11 protein-coding genes are annotated in these 16506 nt (G+C 71.9%); 6 read left to right on the top strand and 5 right to left on the bottom strand.

All coding sequences use genetic code 11. The annotated features are described in order from the left end of the window. Nucleotides 1–64 precede the first annotated feature (64 nt). The 3 genes from ACYVMZ_RS00810 to ACYVMZ_RS00820 all read right to left on the bottom strand — a co-directional run bounded on the left by ACYVMZ_RS00810 (nt 65) and on the right by ACYVMZ_RS00820 (nt 7234). On the bottom strand, nt 65–1528 hold the full coding sequence (locus ACYVMZ_RS00810; RefSeq protein ID WP_461074322.1) for a glutamate synthase subunit beta: 1464 nt from the start codon (nt 1526–1528) through the stop codon (nt 65–67). Next, entirely contained in the window at nt 1521–6119 is a 4599-nt protein-coding gene (gltB, locus tag ACYVMZ_RS00815; protein ID WP_461076265.1) for a glutamate synthase large subunit, read from the bottom strand. The genes ACYVMZ_RS00810 and gltB overlap by 8 nt, the downstream gene beginning before the upstream one ends. Before the next feature lie 383 nt (nt 6120–6502). After that, nucleotides 6503–7234 (bottom strand): VIT1/CCC1 transporter family protein, encoded by a 732-nt coding sequence (locus ACYVMZ_RS00820; RefSeq protein ID WP_461074323.1) that lies wholly within the window; start codon nt 7232–7234, stop codon nt 6503–6505. Between the two features lie 259 nt (nt 7235–7493). Here ACYVMZ_RS00820 and ACYVMZ_RS00825 point away from each other — a divergent pair, with 259 nt between their 5' ends. The 6 genes from ACYVMZ_RS00825 to ACYVMZ_RS00850 are packed head-to-tail and all read left to right on the top strand — an operon-like array spanning nt 7494 to nt 14510. Beyond that, nucleotides 7494–8558 carry an ADP-ribosylglycohydrolase family protein gene (locus tag ACYVMZ_RS00825; protein ID WP_461074324.1) on the top strand — a complete coding sequence of 355 codons (1065 nt, stop codon included), beginning with the start codon at nt 7494–7496 and terminating at the stop codon, nt 8556–8558. After that, on the top strand, nt 8555–9868 hold the full coding sequence (locus ACYVMZ_RS00830; RefSeq protein ID WP_461074325.1) for an ADP-ribosylglycohydrolase family protein: 1314 nt from the start codon (nt 8555–8557) through the stop codon (nt 9866–9868). The genes ACYVMZ_RS00825 and ACYVMZ_RS00830 overlap by 4 nt, the downstream gene beginning before the upstream one ends. Before the next feature lie 7 nt (nt 9869–9875). Further along, nucleotides 9876–11051 (top strand): ADP-ribosylglycohydrolase family protein, encoded by a 1176-nt coding sequence (locus tag ACYVMZ_RS00835; RefSeq protein ID WP_461074327.1) that lies wholly within the window; start codon nt 9876–9878, stop codon nt 11049–11051. Further along, nucleotides 11039–12499: an ADP-ribosylglycohydrolase family protein gene (locus tag ACYVMZ_RS00840; protein ID WP_461074329.1), complete on the top strand. Its 1461-nt coding sequence runs from the start codon at nt 11039–11041 to the stop codon at nt 12497–12499. Before ACYVMZ_RS00835 ends, ACYVMZ_RS00840 begins: the two co-directional genes overlap by 13 nt. Then, the gene (locus ACYVMZ_RS00845) at nt 12496–13683 is read left to right on the top strand and encodes a CaiB/BaiF CoA transferase family protein (RefSeq protein WP_461074331.1); all 1188 of its coding nucleotides are present in this window, start codon (nt 12496–12498) and stop codon (nt 13681–13683) included. Before ACYVMZ_RS00840 ends, ACYVMZ_RS00845 begins: the two co-directional genes overlap by 4 nt. Next, a complete protein-coding gene (locus ACYVMZ_RS00850) occupies nt 13680–14510 on the top strand; it encodes an HpcH/HpaI aldolase/citrate lyase family protein (RefSeq protein WP_461074333.1) in 831 nt (276 codons plus the stop codon). The genes ACYVMZ_RS00845 and ACYVMZ_RS00850 overlap by 4 nt, the downstream gene beginning before the upstream one ends. Nucleotides 14511–14569: 59 nt before the next feature. Here ACYVMZ_RS00850 and lgt read toward each other — a convergent pair whose 3' ends face one another. Both lgt and ACYVMZ_RS00860 read right to left on the bottom strand, forming a co-directional pair. Then, nucleotides 14570–15601 carry a prolipoprotein diacylglyceryl transferase gene (lgt, locus tag ACYVMZ_RS00855; RefSeq protein ID WP_461074335.1) on the bottom strand — a complete coding sequence of 344 codons (1032 nt, stop codon included), beginning with the start codon at nt 15599–15601 and terminating at the stop codon, nt 14570–14572. An 84-nt stretch (nt 15602–15685) separates the two neighbouring features. Next, on the bottom strand, nt 15686–16462 hold the full coding sequence (locus tag ACYVMZ_RS00860) for a DsbA family protein (protein ID WP_461074337.1): 777 nt from the start codon (nt 16460–16462) through the stop codon (nt 15686–15688). Nucleotides 16463–16506: the final 44 nt, after the last annotated feature.

Genomic DNA, 16506 nt, shown 5'->3' on the forward strand with positions numbered 1-16506 from the left:
CCCAGATATCCCGCCCGTACGCCGTTGTACGGGACGTATATGGGGTGTGTCAGACGAAGGCGTGTCAGACCGTCAGCGCACGGTCCGTCGGCCGGATCGGGGCCGGCAGGTCGCTCGCGCCCGTGAGGTAGCGGTCCACCCCGCGCGCCGCCGAGCGGCCCTCCGCGATGGCCCACACGATCAGCGACTGGCCGCGGCCCGCGTCACCGGCCACGAACACGCCCGGCACGTTGGTCTGGAAGTCGGCGTCGCGGGCGATGTTGCCGCGCTCGTCGAGCTCCAGGCCCAGCTGCTCGACCAGGCCGTTCTCCCGGTCGGTGCCGGTGAAGCCCATGGCGAGGGTGACCAGCTGGGCGGGGATCTTCCGCTCGGTGCCCGGCTTCTGGGTGAGCTTGCCGTCGACGAACTCGACCTCGGTCATGTGCAGCCACTGGACGTTGCCGTCCTCGTCGCCCTCGAAGTGGGTGGTGGAGACGGAGTAGATCCGCTCGCCGCCCTCCTCGTGGGCACTGGTGACCTTGTACAGCATCGGGAAGGTCGGCCACGGCTGGGCGACCGGGTTCCGCTCGTCGTTCGGGCGGGGCATGATCTCCAACTGGGTGACGGAGGCCGCGCCCTGGCGGTGGGCGGTGCCCACGCAGTCGGCGCCGGTGTCACCGCCGCCGATGACCACGACGTGCTTGCCCTCGGCCGAGATCGGCGGGGCGACGTAGTCGCCCTCCTGGACCTTGTTGGCCAGCGGCAGGTACTCCATGGCCTGGTAGATGCCCTTGAGCTCGCGGCCGGGGACCGGGAGGTCGCGGGCGGTCGTGGCGCCGACGGCCAGGACCACGGCGTCGTACCGCTTCTTCAGGTCCGTCGCCTTCAGGTCGCGGCCGATCTCGATGCCGGTGCGGAAGCGGGTGCCCTCCGCGCGCATCTGCTCGATACGCCGGTTGATGTGCCGCTTCTCCATCTTGAACTCGGGGATGCCGTAGCGCAGGAGGCCTCCGATGCGGTCCGCGCGCTCGTAGACGGCGACCGTGTGACCGGCGCGGGTCAGCTGCTGGGCGGCGGCCAGGCCCGCCGGGCCCGAGCCGATGACCGCGACCGTCTTGCCGGACAGGCGCTCCGGGATCTGCGGGGCGACGTCCCCGGTCTCCCACGCCTTGTCGATGATCGAGACCTCGACGTTCTTGATGGTGACCGGCGGCTGGTTGATGCCGAGCACGCACGCCGACTCGCACGGGGCCGGGCACAGACGTCCCGTGAACTCCGGGAAGTTGTTCGTGGCGTGCAGGCGCTCGCTCGCCGCCGCCCAGTCCTCGCGGTAGGCGTAGTCGTTCCACTCGGGGATCAGGTTCCCCAGCGGACAGCCGTTGTGGCAGAACGGGATGCCGCAGTCCATGCAGCGGCTGGCCTGCTTGCTGATGATCGGCAGCAGGGAGCCGGGGACGTAGACCTCGTTCCAGTCCCTGACGCGCTCTTCGACGGGACGGGTCTTGGCGACCTCACGGCCGTGGTTCAGAAAGCCCTTCGGATCAGCCATTGATCGCCGCCTCCATCATCTTCTCGTGGATCTCGGACTCGGGGAGACCGGCTCGCTCGGCGGCGTCCTTGGCGGCGAGCACTGCCTTGTACGTGCTGGGGATGATCTTGCTGAAGCGCTCCACGGCGCTGTCCCACTCGGCCAGCAGCTTCTCGGCGACGGTCGAGCCCGTCTCCTCCTGGTGCCGGCGGACCACGTCGTGCAGCCACTGCTTGTCGGCGTCGTCGAGCGCCTCGACGGCGTTGAGGTTGCCGACGTTGACGTTGTCACGGTCGAGGTCGATGACGTACGCGATGCCGCCGGACATGCCGGCCGCGAAGTTGCGGCCCGTCTCGCCGAGCACCACCGCGTGACCGCCGGTCATGTACTCGCAGCCGTGGTCGCCCACGCCCTCGGAGACGACCAGCGCGCCGGAGTTTCGGACACAGAAGCGTTCGCCGACCTTGCCGCGCAGGAACATCTCGCCGCCGGTCGCGCCGTACGCGAGGGTGTTGCCCGCGATGACGCTGTACTCGGCGAGGTGGTCGGCGGCCCGGTCCGGGCGGACGACGATCCGGCCGCCGGACAGGCCCTTGCCGACGTAGTCGTTGGCGTCGCCCTCCAGGCGCAGCGTGACACCGCGCGGGACGAAGGCGCCGAACGACTGGCCGGCGGAGCCGGTGAAGGTGATGTCGATGGTGTCGTCGGGCAGGCCCGCGCCGCCGAACTTCTTCGTCACCTCGTGGCCGAGCATGGTGCCGACCGTGCGGTTGATGTTGCGGATCGCGACCTGGGCGCGCACCGGCTGGGCGTCGTTCGCGCTGGACGCGGACAGGGCGTCGGCGGCGAGCTTGATGAGCTCGTTGTCGAGCGCCTTCTCCAGGCCGTGGTCCTGCGCGATGACCTGGTGGCGCACGGCGCCCTCGGGCAGCTCGGGCACGTGGAACAGCGGCTCCAGGTCCAGGCCCTGCGCCTTCCAGTGGTCGACGGCCCGCTGCACGTCGAGGACCTCGGCGTGGCCGACGGCCTCCTCGATGGAACGGAAGCCCAGCTCGGCCAGCAGCTCGCGGACCTCCTCGGCGATGAACTGGAAGAAGTTCACGACGAACTCGGCCTTGCCGTTGAACCGCTCGCGCAGCACCGGGTTCTGCGTGGCGATGCCGACCGGGCAGGTGTCCAGGTGGCAGACGCGCATCATGACGCAGCCGGAGACGACGAGCGGCGCGGTCGCGAAACCGAACTCCTCGGCGCCCAGCAGCGCGGCGATGATCACGTCACGGCCGGTCTTCAGCTGGCCGTCGGTCTGCACGACGATCCGGTCGCGCAGGCCGTTGAGCAGCAGGGTCTGCTGGGTCTCGGCGAGGCCGAGCTCCCAGGGACCGCCCGCGTGCTTCAGCGACGTCAGCGGGGAGGCACCCGTACCGCCGTCGTGACCCGAGATGAGCACGACGTCCGCGTGCGCCTTCGACACACCCGCGGCGACCGTGCCGACGCCGACCTCCGAGACCAGCTTCACGTGAATCCGCGCCTGCGGGTTCGCGTTCTTCAGGTCGTGGATCAGCTGGGCCAGGTCCTCGATGGAGTAGATGTCGTGGTGCGGCGGCGGCGAGATCAGGCCGACACCGGGGGTGCTGTGCCGGGTCTTGGCCACCCACGGGTACACCTTGTGACCGGGCAGCTGGCCGCCCTCGCCGGGCTTGGCGCCCTGCGCCATCTTGATCTGGATGTCGTCGGAGTTGACCAGGTACTCGCTCGTCACGCCGAAGCGGCCGGAGGCGACCTGCTTGATGCTCGACCGGCGCGCCGGGTCGTACAGGCGCTCCGGGTCCTCGCCGCCCTCACCGGTGTTGGACTTGCCGCCCAGCTGGTTCATGGCGATGGCGAGGGTCTCGTGCGCCTCCTCGGAGATGGAGCCGTACGACATGGCGCCCGTGGAGAACCGCTTGACGATCTCGGAGGCCGGCTCGACCTCCTCGATCGGGATCGGCTTCCGGTCCGACTTGAAGCCGAACAGGCCGCGCAGCGTCATCAGGCGCTCGGACTGCTCGTTCACCCGCTCGGTGTACTTCTTGAAGATGTCGTAGCGGCCGGTGCGCGTGGAGTGCTGGAGGCGGAAGACCGTCTCCGGGTCGAACAGATGCGGCTCGCCCTCGCGGCGCCACTGGTACTCGCCGCCGATCTCCAGCGCACGGTGGGCGGGCGCGATGCCGCTCGCCGGGTACGCCTTGGCGTGGCGGGCGGCGACCTCCTTGGCGATGACGTCGATGCCGACGCCGCCGATCTTGGTGGCCGTGCCGCTGAAGTACTTGTTGACGAACTTTTCGTCGAGGCCCACGGCCTCGAACACCTGGGCGCCCCGGTAGGACGCGACGGTCGAGATGCCCATCTTGGACATGACCTTCAGCACGCCCTTGCCGAGGGCGTAGATCAGGTTGCGGATGGCCTGCTCCGGCTCCACACCGGGGAGGAACGTCCCCGCGCGGACCAGGTCCTCGACGGACTCCATCGCCAGGTACGGGTTGACGGCGGCCGCGCCGTAGCCGATGAGGAGGGCGACGTGGTGGACCTCGCGGACGTCGCCGGCCTCGACCAGCAGGCCCACCTGGGTGCGCTGCTTGGTGCGGATGAGGTGGTGGTGGACGGCCGCGGTGAGCAGCAGCGACGGGATCGGCGCGTGCTCGGCGTCCGAGTGGCGGTCCGACAGGACGATCAGGCGGGCGCCGTTCTCTATGGCGGCGTCGGCCTCGGCGCGGATCTCCTCGATGCGGGCGGCCAGCGCCTCGCCGCCGCCGTACACCCGGTACAGGCCGGACAGGGTCGCGGCCTTGAAGCCGGGCATGTCGCCGTCGGCGTTGATGTGGATGAGCTTGGCCAGCTCGTCGTTGTCGATCACCGGGAACGGCAGCACGACACTGCGGCAGGACGCGGCGGTCGGCTCCAGCAGGTTGCCCTGCGGGCCGAGGGAGGACCGCAGGGAGGTGACGAGCTCCTCGCGGATGGCGTCCAGCGGCGGGTTGGTGACCTGCGCGAACAGCTGGGTGAAGTAGTCGAAGAGCAGCCGCGGGCGGTCGGACAGGGCCGCGATCGGGCTGTCCGTACCCATCGAACCGATCGGCTCGGCGCCGGACTTGGCCATCGGCGCGAGGATGACGCGCAGCTCCTCCTCGGTGTACCCGAAGGTCTGCTGACGGCGGGTGACCGAGGCGTGCGTGTGCACGATGTGCTCACGCTCGGGCAGGTCGGAGAGCTCGATCTCGCCGGCCTCCAGCCACTCCGCGTACGGGTGCTCGACGGCGAGCTGGGCCTTGATCTCGTCGTCCTCGATGATGCGGTGCTCGGCGGTGTCGACAAGGAACATGCGGCCGGGCTGCAGGCGGCCCTTGCGGACGACCTTGGCCGGGTCGATGTCGAGGACGCCGACCTCGGAGCCGAGGACGACGAGGCCGTCGTCGGTGACCCAGTAGCGGCCGGGGCGCAGGCCGTTGCGGTCGAGCACGGCGCCGACCTGGGTGCCGTCGGTGAAGGTGACGCAGGCCGGGCCGTCCCAGGGCTCCATCAGCGTGGCGTGGAACTGGTAGAAGGCGCGCCGGGCCGGATCCATGGAGTCGTGGTTCTCCCACGCCTCCGGGATCATCATCAGCACGGAGTGCGGCAGCGAACGGCCGCCCAGGTGCAGCAGCTCCAGCACCTCGTCGAAGGACGCCGAGTCGGAGGCGTCGGGCGTGCAGATCGGGAAGATCCGGTCGATCTTGTCCTGGCCGCCGAACAGGTCGGAGACGATCTGGGACTCGCGGGCCGCCATCCAGTTGCGGTTGCCCTTGACGGTGTTGATCTCACCGTTGTGCGCGACGAAGCGGTACGGGTGGGCCAGCGGCCAGCTCGGGAAGGTGTTCGTCGAGAACCGGGAGTGCACGAGTGCGATCGCGGAGGCGAACCGGCGGTCGGACAGGTCCGGGAAGAACGGCTCCAGCTGTCCGGTGGTCAGCATGCCCTTGTAGACGATCGTCCGCGCGGACAGCGACGGGAAGTACACGCCGACCTCGCGCTCGGCGCGCTTGCGCAGCACGAAGGCCTTGCGGTCGAGGTCGATACCCGTGGCACCGGCGCCGTCGCTGACGAAGATCTGCCGGAAGACGGGCATGGTCGACCGGGCGGTGGCACCCAGAAGTTCGGGGGCGACGGGGACGTCACGCCAGCCGAGGACCGTCAGGCCCTCCTCGTCCGCGATCGTCTCGATCCGCGAGACGGCCTCGTGGGCGGAGTCCTCCGGCAGGAAGGCGATACCGACGGCATACGCACCGGCCTCGGGCAGCTCGAATCCGGCCACCTCACGCAAGAAGGTGTCGGGGACCTGCGACAGGATGCCCGCACCGTCGCCGGAGTCCGGCTCGGAGCCGGTGGCACCGCGGTGCTCCAGGTTGCGCAGGACGGTGAGTGCCTGTTCGACCAGGGTGTGGGACGCCTCGCCGGTGAGGGTGGCGACGAAGCCGACGCCACAGGCGTCGTGCTCGTTGCGGGGGTCGTACATACCCTGCGCAGCAGGGCGAGCATCCATGAACGACCAGTTCTGGCCATTCGCGGAGTGCTGGGACGGCTGGCGCGGCGTACGCATCGGCTCTCCCGTCGTCGTCATGTGGCATGTGCAAGGTGCCGAGGGACGACGTTGGCCCTCTGCGTGATCGCAAAATTTCGTGCAGGTTACATGATGGAGCGGTTCTCGGGAACCGGGATAATCCGTTCCAACATGCGGACGCCGCAGGGGGTTGCGGCGGGGGTACCGCACCCGGCGGCGGAAGCTATGGGGACCGACACGGACTGATCGGTCGGATCGATGCCCGTCGGCCCAAGGGAGCGGGGAGAGCGTCGTCGCCCACCCCGCGAGTGCGCGGCAGGCCTCATTGCCCACAGCGCTTACGGCTCATGCCCCGTGGTTAAGCATTCGAAACCAGCGAGTAACGGCTACTTATGCGGCCCAACGCATAAGTGCGAGCTCAGCTATCCTACGGCGGTTCCGAACAAACTGCCCAGGACGTACGTCACACCGGCCGCCGCGCCACCCAGGGCGAGTTGCCGCAGCCCGCTGAACCACCAGGTCCGCGCCGTCACCTTGGCCACCACCGCACCGCACAGGAACAGCCCGAGCAGCGCCAGCAGCACGGCCGGCCACAGGGCGCTCGCGCCGAGCAGGTACGGCAGGACGGGGATCAGCGCGCCCAGCGCGAAGGAGCCGAAGCTCGACACCGCGGCCACGGTGGGCGAGGGCAGGTCACCCGGGTCGATACCCAGCTCCTCGCGGGCGTGGATCTCCAGCGCCAGCTCAGGGTCACGGGAAAGCTGCCTGGCCACCTCCCGGGCCAGCTCCGGCTCGACGCCCCGCGCCTCGTACAGCGCGGCGAGCTCGGCCTCCTCGTCCTTGGGGTGCTTTCTCAGCTCGCGCCGCTCGACGTCCAGCTCGGCCTCGACGAGCTCGCGCTGCGAGGCGACGGAGGTGTACTCGCCGGCGGCCATGGAGAAGGCGCCGGCGGCCAGCCCCGCGAGTCCGCTGAGCACGACGGTCTGGTGACTGACCGAGCCGCCCGCGACACCGGTCATCAGAGCGAGGTTGGAAACCAGGCCGTCCATCGCCCCGAAGACGGCGGGGCGCAGCCAGCCGCCGGTCACGTCCCGGTGCGTGTGGTTGTCGCGGTGCGCCTCGTGCAGCGCCGCTTCGGTTTCGATGATGGCCATGCGGTCCCCCAGAGAGCTTCTTTGGACACGTTCTATCTTTCGACAACAACCCAAAGTACGCCGGCCATGTTCCCTTCGCCAGCAAGGAAAGGCTGCTCTTACCTGCGGTTTTGCCTCGCTGCGCTCATCCGTGGGGGAAGTCGCACAGATGTCGACCGGGTGACGCTGCGCCCTGTGAGGCTGCGGCGGCCGTCTCGCCGGGGACAGTTCCGCAAAGGACTCCGCGTCTTGAGAGGTGCTCCCCGAGAGGAGGCCGCGCATGGCATCCATCCGCGAACGGGCGCGCGGGGCGCTGCTGGGTCTGGCCGTCGGCGACGCGCTCGGGGCTCCGGCCGAGAACCTGAGGCCCTCCGAGATCCGCGCGCGGTGGGGCCGGATCACGGGGTTCGTCGTCGAACACCCCTGCGGTACGGACGACACCGAGTACGCGATCTTCTCCGGCCTCCTGCTGGCCCGGCACGGCTCCGCGCTCACCCCGGCCGATGTCGAGGCGGCCTGGCACGAGTGGATCGCGGACCGCGAGGAGGGCCCCTTCCGGGGCGCCGGCTTCAGCGAACGCGGCACGCTGGAGAACCTCCGCCGAGGCCTGGCCGCCCCCAGCTCCGCCCAGCACCGGCACGCCTGGAGCGACGGCCTGGCCATGCGCGCGGCCCCGTACGGCGTCTTCGCGGCGGGCCGCCCGGCGGAGGCGGCCCGCCTGGTGGCCGTCGACGGCTCGGTCAGCCACGACGGCGAGGGCATCTACGGCGGCCAGGCGGTCGCGGCCGGAGTGGCGGCGGCGATGGCGGGCGCCCCGACCGTCGCGGTCGTGGCCTCCGCCCTCGCCGTCGTCCCCGACGACTCCTGGACCGCCCGCTCGCTGCGCCGGGCCGTCGCCGTGGCCCACCGGGGTGAGCGAGCGGTCCGCTCCGCGGTCGTCATCGGCGGTTACCCCTGGACCGACCTGGCCCCCGAGGCGGTCGCTCTCGCGTTCGGCGCGTACGCGGCGGCCGACGGCGACTTCCGGCAGGCCGTCCTGACGGCCGTGAACATGGGCCGGGACGCCGACACGACGGCAGCGGTCGCGGGCGCGCTGGCCGGGGCGACCCAGGGCGTCGCCGCCATCCCGGCGGACTGGGCGGCGGCCATCGGTCCGGCCCGGGGGAGCTGCCTGCCGGCCATGGCAGGGCACCACGTACTGGAGATCGCGGACCTGCTGATCCGGGAGGAGGCCCAGGCGCTCGTCCACGACGAGGAGCTCGTACGGCCGGACACCGGTCCGCCGCCGGACCCGGCCGCGTACGTACTGACGGCGGACCAGAACGAGGCGGAGGTACGACCGTGAGACCGCCCGCCCCGTGGGACGAGGGGACGCTCGGCACGCCCTTCACCGACCAGCCGGACACACCTGCGACCGCCGACGGCGAGGACGCCCCACAGGGGCCACCCGCACCCGACGACGATGGCCGCACGGGTGGTGCCGGTGGGAACGATCCGGCCGAAGGCGCAGCCGAGGCCGAAACACCACACCCCCACCCCCACCCTCGCCGAATCGAAGGCCTCCTCCTCGGCCTGGCCGCAGGCGACGCCGCCGGCTGGCCCGCCGCCCGCCACCGCGCCGCCCGCATGCCGGAGTGGACCCGCCGCCTCACCCGCGAACTCGACACCTTCGCCGAGCAGAACGCCACGACCACCCTCCCCGTCCCCATCGCCCTCAACCAACCCCCCGAACCCCTCCGCCTCGGCCCCTCCGACGACGCCGAATGGGCGGCCTTCGCCGCCGAGGCCGTCCTCCGCGCCGGCGACGACACCGCACTCGGCGACCTGAGCCGCGAACGCCGTACCCGCGCCGCCATCGACCTGACCTGGAACGCCGTAGCCGGCGAGGTGGCCGCAGCCGCCGAACGGGCTCCCGAGATCGAGTCGGCCGTACTCCCCCTGCGCGCCCGCATCTCCGTCCGCGCCGGCCTCGGCAACCTCGCCACCGGCCTGCGCCCGCCCGCCACCGGCCACGACAACCCCCACTACTTCGACGACGCCGCCTGCGTACGGGCCTGCGTCCTGGCCGTGGCCCACCCCGGCGACCCCGAACGGGCCGCCGACCTGGCCGAGTTCGACGCCCGTTACACCCAGGACGGCGACGGCGTGCACGGGGCGCGGGCCATGGCGGCGGCGCTCGCGCTCGCCCTGTCCGGCGAGCAGGTCGACGCCTGCGTCACGGCCGCGCTCGCCGAACTGCCCGAGGAGACCGAGATCGGCCGCAACGCCCGCCACGCCCTGAAACTGGCCAGGGACGCGGACAGCGCCTTCGCCCTGGTCCCACCCCTGGAACACCAGATCGTCGACCACGTCTACAGCTACGGCATCGCCGCCGCCGAAACCGTCCCGGTCGCCCTCGCCTTGGCCACCGCCGCCCGTGGCCGCATCGCGGAGGCCGTCCCCGCGGCGGCCTGCCTGTCCCGGGTCGCCGACTCGGCCCCGGCGCTGGCCGGCGCCCTCACCGGCGCGCTGGGCGGCGGCGCGGCGATCCCGGCGTCCTGGCGGGAGACCTGCCGCACGCTCCCCGGCTGCGTCCTCCCCCGGCTCACCGGCACGGACCTGGTGGAACTCGCCGAACTCCTGGAAGCCGCACAACCGGCCCCACCAGGAGGATGATTCGGGCATGACGCCCAAACAGCAAGAAACCCGGGACGTGCCCCTGGACGAGCGGATCACCGGCGCACTCGTGGGAGCCGCCGTCGGCGACGCCCTCGGCGGCCCCGTCGAGGGCTACTCCCCCGACCAGATCACCGAACGCCACGGCGGCCGCGTCCACGGCATCGTCGGCCCCTGGCACGGCGACGCCTGGCGCACCGCCCGCCCCCTCGCCCCGTACCACAAAGGCGACGGGCACGTCACCGACGACACCCTGATGACGCACGCGCTGATCCGGGTGTACGCGACGGTCCGCGACCACCTGGACGCCTACGCGATCGCCGACCACCTGGTCCCGGACCTGATGACGAACCCGCGCTGGATCCCGGAACTGGAGACGGAGGCCCTGCCCCTTCAACGGATCTTCCTGGCGGAGAAGTGGCTGGTGGCGAGGCTGCACTACGGCCACGCGGACCCGCGCGAGGCCGGCGTCGGCAACATCGTCAACTGCGGCGCCGCGATGTACATGGCCCCGGTCGGCCTGGTGAACGCGGCCAACCCACTGGCCGCGTACGCCGAGGCCCTGGACATCGCGGGCGCCCACCAGTCGTCGTACGGCCGTGAGGCGGCGGGCGTCTTCGCGGCGGCGGTGGCCGCGGCCTGCACACCCGGCGCGACACCGGACTCCGTCGTCACGGCCTGCCTGTCCCTGGCCAAGGACGGCACCAGGGCAGCCGTCGAGCGGGTCTGCGAGGAGGCGTCCCGCCACCCGGACTTCGAGTCGGCACTCCGCCCGCTGCGGGAGGCGGTCTCCGCGTACGACACGGTGGGCCCCGACTACCGCTCCCCCTCCCTGGGCGCCCGCCGGCCCTCCCGCCTGCACTCCATCGAGGAACTCCCCATCGCGCTCGGCATGCTGCTCGTGGCCCGCGGCGACTACCGCCACGCGGTCCTGGGCGCCGTGAACTACGGCCGCGACTGCGACTCCATCGCCACGATGGCGGGCGCCCTGGCCGGGGCGCTGGGCTTCCCCGTACCGGAGGACTGGGCGAAGACGGTGGCGGAGGCCAGCCGCCTGGACCTGTGGGAACCGGCACGCACGCTCACCGAGGTGGCCCGGGAGATCTTCGCGCGCGATGTACACCGACGCCGCACCCACGAGCGCGCCTTCGCCGAGCTGGGAGGCCCGAGTTGCTCCGACTGACCTGGGTCCAGCCGGAGGACCTGATCGGCCACGAGCTGCGGCAGGCGGCCCAGGACGGCCGCGAACCGTCGGCGATCGCGGCCCGGTGGCGGTCGGCGGGCGGCGACGAGGCCCCGTTGCGCGCGGGCGCATCCCCGAAACCGGCCTCCCGCTACCTGCGGCAACTGGCAGAGGACCTGCTGGACGAACTGGCGGACCTGCCCAGCAGGTTGGCGGACGACGAACCAACCGACCTGGCGAAGATCCGCGCTCTGTGCCCCGGTTGGCCAGAGCCTGCGGGCAGCCTGAGCCCGCAATTCGCGGGCGGGCGTGCCGCCCGCGGCGGCGCCCGTCCCACCGAGAGCGGCACCTCGCCGGCGCCGAGTCGCGCGACCCACCCCACCCCAGCCACAACCCCGCAGCACCTGGAAGCCGCCTGGCTCGGCCGGGCCACCGGCTGCCTCCTGGGCAAACCCGTCGAAAAACTCCCCCTCGACGGCATCCGTCAACTGGCCGAATCCACCGGCAACTGGCCGCTGAACACGTACTTCACAGCCCGAGGAGCTCCTCCGGAACTCCTCACGGCACACCCCTGGAACCGCCGCTCGGCCCACACCTCCCTCGCCGAGAACATCGACGGCATGCCCGAGGACGACGACCTCAACTACCCCCTCCTCAACCTCGTCCTCCTCCAACGCCACGGCAAATCCTTCACCCCCACGGACGTGGCCCGCACCTGGCTCGACGAACTCCCCGCCGGCCGCACGTTCACCGCCGAACGCGTCGCCTACCGCAACCTCCTCACCGGCCTGGAACCCCCGCACACCGCCCGCCACCGCAACCCCTTCCGGGAATGGATCGGCGCCCTGATCCGCGCCGACCTGCACGGCTGGACCAACCCCGGCGACCCGGCCGCCGCCGCCGAACAGGCCCACCGCGACGCCACCCTCACCCACACCGCCAACGGCGTCTACGCGGCGATGTTCGCGGCGGCCACCATCGCCACCGCCGCGACCGGCACCCACGACGTCCACACCTGCCTGCGCACCGGCCTCACGGTCGTCCCCCCGAACTCACGCCTCGCCCGGGCCGTCCGCCACGCCGTCCAACTTGCCGAGACCCACGCGGACTTCGACACCGTCGTCGACGAACTCCACGCCACCCACGCCGCGACCCACCACTGGGTGCACGCCGTCCCCAACACCGCCCTGATCACCGCCGCCCTCACCCACGCGGACGGCGACTTCACCGGCTCCATCTGCCGTGCCGTCTCCGGCGGCTGGGACACCGACTCCAACGGCGCGACCGCAGGCAGCATCGCGGGCCTGCTGGCTGGACACCCCGCGGCGCTCCCCGACCGCTGGACCACCCCCCTCAAGAACCGACTGGCCACGTCCATCGGCGACTTCAACGGCATCGGCTTCGACGCGCTCGCCCACCTCACACACCAGGAGACCCATCGCTCATGACCGCGCCCCTCACCGGCCTCCGCGTCCTCGACCTCGCCACCCTCTTCGCCGGCCCGCTCGCCGCCACCCTGCTCGGCGACTTCGGCGCCGAGGTCATCAAGGTCGAGCACCCGGCCAAGCCCGACCCCTCCCGCGGCCACGGCCCGTCGAAGAACGGCGTGGGCCTGTGGTGGAAGCTGCTCGGCCGCAACAAGCGCACGATCACCCTCGACCTGTCGAAACCGGGCGGCCGCACCACCCTGCTCCGCCTCGCCGCCACCGCCGACGTGGTCATCGAGAACTTCCGCCCCGGCACCCTGGAGAAATGGGACCTGGGCTGGCCGCAGCTGTCGGCCGCCAACCCCCGCCTGGTCCTGGCCCGGGTCACCGGCTTCGGCCAGTTCGGCCCGTACGCGCACCGCCCCGGCTTCGGCACCCTCGCCGAGGCGATGAGCGGCTTCGCCGCGATCACCGGCGAACCGGACGCGCCTCCGACCCTGCCGCCGTTCGGCCTGGCCGACTCCATCGCGGGCCTGACCACGGCGTACGCGGTGATGACGGCCCTCGCCGCCCGGGACCGCACCGGCGAGGGCCAGGTCGTCGACCTGGCCCTCATCGAACCGATCCTGACCGCCCTCGGTCCCCAGCCCCTCTGGTACGACCAACTCGGCCACGTCCAGCCCCGTACCGGCAACCGCTCCCAGAACAACGCCCCGCGCGGCATCTACCGCACCGCGGACGGCACCTGGGTCGCCGTGTCCACCTCGGCCCAGTCGGTCGCCGAACGCGTGATGCGCCTGGTGGGCCGCCCGGAGCTGATCGACGAACCGTGGTTCGCCACCGGCGCCGACCGGGCCCGCCACGCGGACGTCCTGGACGAGGCGGTCGGCGGCTGGATCGCCGAGCGCCCCCGCGCGGAGGTCCTGGCGGCCTTCGAGAAGGCGGAGGCGGCGGTGGCCCCCGTACAGGACGTACGGGACGTGATGACCGACCCGCAATACGAGGCCCTCGACACCATCACCACGGTCGACGACCCGGAGCTGGGCCCGCTGCGCATGCAGAACGTCCTCTTCCGCCTCTCCGCCACCCCCGGCCGGATCCGCTGGGCGGGCCGCCCGCACGGCGCGGACACCGACGAGGTCCTGACCGGACTCGGCCTCACCCCCGCCGACCTGGCCGCCCTGCGCGCGGAGGGCGCCCTGTGACGGCCTGCCCCCTGACCTGGCTCTACGCTCCCGGTGACCGGCCGCACGTCGTCGCCAAGGCCCTCACCTCCGGCGCCGACGTGGTCGTGATCGACCTGGAGGACGCGGTCGCCCCCGACCGCAAGGCCTACGCCCGCAAGGCCACCGCCGAACTGCTCCGCGACCGGCAGCCCGTCCCGGTGCACGTCCGCGTCAACGCCCTGGACGGCCCCTGGGCGGAAGCCGACATCGCCGCCATCGCCCCGGCCCCGGGCCTCGCCGGCCTCCGACTCCCCAAAGTGACCTCCCCCGCCGAGGTCGTACGGGTCGCGCAGCGCGCCGTGGCCGCCGACGGGGGACCGCTCCCCCTGTACGCCCTGCTGGAGACGGCCCTCGGCATCGAGCGGGCCTTCGCCGTCGCCACGGCCCACGCCTCGCTGCGGGGCATCGCGCTCGGAGAGGCCGACCTACGGTCCGACCTGGGCGTACGCGAGGACGCGGGCCTCGACTGGTGCCGCTCCCGCCTGATCGTGGCCGCCCGGGCGGCGGGCCTGCCCCCGCCACCGCAGTCGGTCCACCCGGACACCCGTGACCTGGCGGGCCTGGCCGCGTCCTGCGCCCACGGCCGCGGTCTCGGCTTCCTGGGCCGCGCCGCCATCCACCCCCGCCAGCTGCCCGTGATCGAGCGGGCCTACCTCCCCACCCAGGAGGAACTCGACCAGGCGGAGCGGATCATCAAGGCGGCGTCGACGGAGCAGGGCGCACAGGCCCTCCCGGACGGAACCTTCATCGACGCGGCGGCCGTGACGGCGGCCCACCGCACCCTGTCCCTGGCACGCAGGATCTGACGACGTCGAGGGCGCCCGAGGGATTCCGGGCGCCCTCAACGTCGACGTACGACCAACCGTCAGCTCTTCTTGGCCGACTCGGCCCCGTCTTTGGCGTCTTCCTTCTCAAGGTCGGCCTTCTCGGTGCCGGCCTTCTCGGTGCCGGCCTTCTCCATGTCGGCCTTCTCCGCAGAAGACTCCGCGTCGGCCTTCTCCTCGGAAGACTCCACGTCGGCCTTCTCACCGGACTCGGCCCCGGCCTCACCGTCACCGTCTGCTGCACCGCCGGAGGCCTCCGCAGCCGGCTCCACCACCGCTTCCCTGCCGGGCCGCTTCCGCGCCGACAGCACCATGTACACGACCGCCAGCAGGAACACGAACAGCGCGGTCCAGTTGTTCAGCCGCAGGCCCAGGATGTGGTGGGCGTCGTCGACGCGCAGGTACTCGATCCAGAAGCGGCCCACGCAGTACGCGGCGACGTACAGCGCGAACGCCCGGCCATGGCCCAGCCTGAAGCGGCGGTCGGCCCAGATGACCAGGAGCGCGACACCGATGCACCACAGCGACTCGTACAGGAACGTCGGGTGGTACGTGCCCGGGACCCGCCCGTCCGCCGACGAGGTGATCTCCAGCGCCCACGGCAGGTCGGTGGGCTTGCCGTACAGCTCCTGGTTGAACCAGTTGCCCCAGCGGCCGATCGCCTGCGCGAAGGCGATGCCCGGCGCGACGGCGTCGGCGTACGCGGGCATCGGGATGCCCCGGCGCCGGCAGCCCATCCAGGCGCCGAGCGCGCCGAGCGCGATCGCGCCCCAGATGCCGAGGCCGCCCTCCCAGATCTTGAAGGCGTCCACCCAGTCACGGCCCTCGCTGAAGTACAGCTCGTAGTCCGTGATCACGTGGTAGAGCCGGCCGCCGACGAGGCCGAAGGGCACGGCCCAGACCGCGATGTCGGCCACCGTGCCGGCCCGCCCGCCGCGGGCGATCCAGCGCTTGTTGCCGAGCCAGACGGCAACGAAGACGCCGATGATGATGCAGAACGCGTAGCCGCGCAGCGGAATGGGGCCGAGGTGGATCACCCCGCGCGACGGGCTGGGAATGTAGGCAAGTTCCATGGCAAGGTCGACGCTACCGTGCCGGGCCGCGCGCACGGCAGGCAGCCCGGCTACGGCTCCATAACGGGCGGGTGTGACGCCGCCTCATCCCTTGGCCGCCTCCTGCACCATCTGCTTCAGCTTCGCGGGGGTCATCGTCCGGTCCTGGTAGAGGTTCTTGCCGTCCAGCAGCACGGTCGGCGTGCCCGAGAAGTCGCCCTTGCCGAACGCCTCGTGGGACTTGGCGACCCAGCTGTTGTGCGTGCCGTCCTCGACGCACGTGCGGAAGGCGGGCGTGTCGAGGCCGTCGACCTTGCGGGCCAGCTCGATCAGCTTGTCGTTCCGGGCGAAGGCGTCGTCGACCTCCTGGGGCTGGTTGTCGAACAGCACGTCGTGGTACGCGGGGAACTTGCCGGCGTCCTGGGCGCAGGCCGCGGCGTTGGCCGCGTTGCGGGAGCCGGTGCCGCCCATGTTGCCGTCGATGAGCGTGACCAGGTGGTACTCCACCTTCAGCTGTCCGGCCTGCGTCAGCTCGTGGATCGTCGGGCGGTACGTCTGCTCGAAGACCTTGCAGGCCGGGCAGCGGAAGTCCTCCCACACCGTGAGCGTGGACTTGGCGCTGTCCTTGCCGACCGGGATGGCCAGGCCGTCCTTGCCCTGTGCGCCCGAGGGCGCCACGACCGGGCCCGCCGCCTCGCTGCCGTCGTCCTTGCCGGCGCTCGCGGCGACGACGCCGATCACCGCCGCGAGCCCCAGGACGGCGACGACGCTCGCGCCCACGATCAACGCCCGCCGTCGCTTCTCCGCGGCCTTCTGCTTCTCACGCTCGACCGCCAGCCGCTCCCGGGCGGTGCGCTTTCCCTCACGGTTCTTCTCGCTCACACCCCGCAGAACGAACCGGGGAGGCGCAGCGCGCCTCCCCGGCC

Source organism: Streptomyces deserti, from assembly GCF_054782695.1.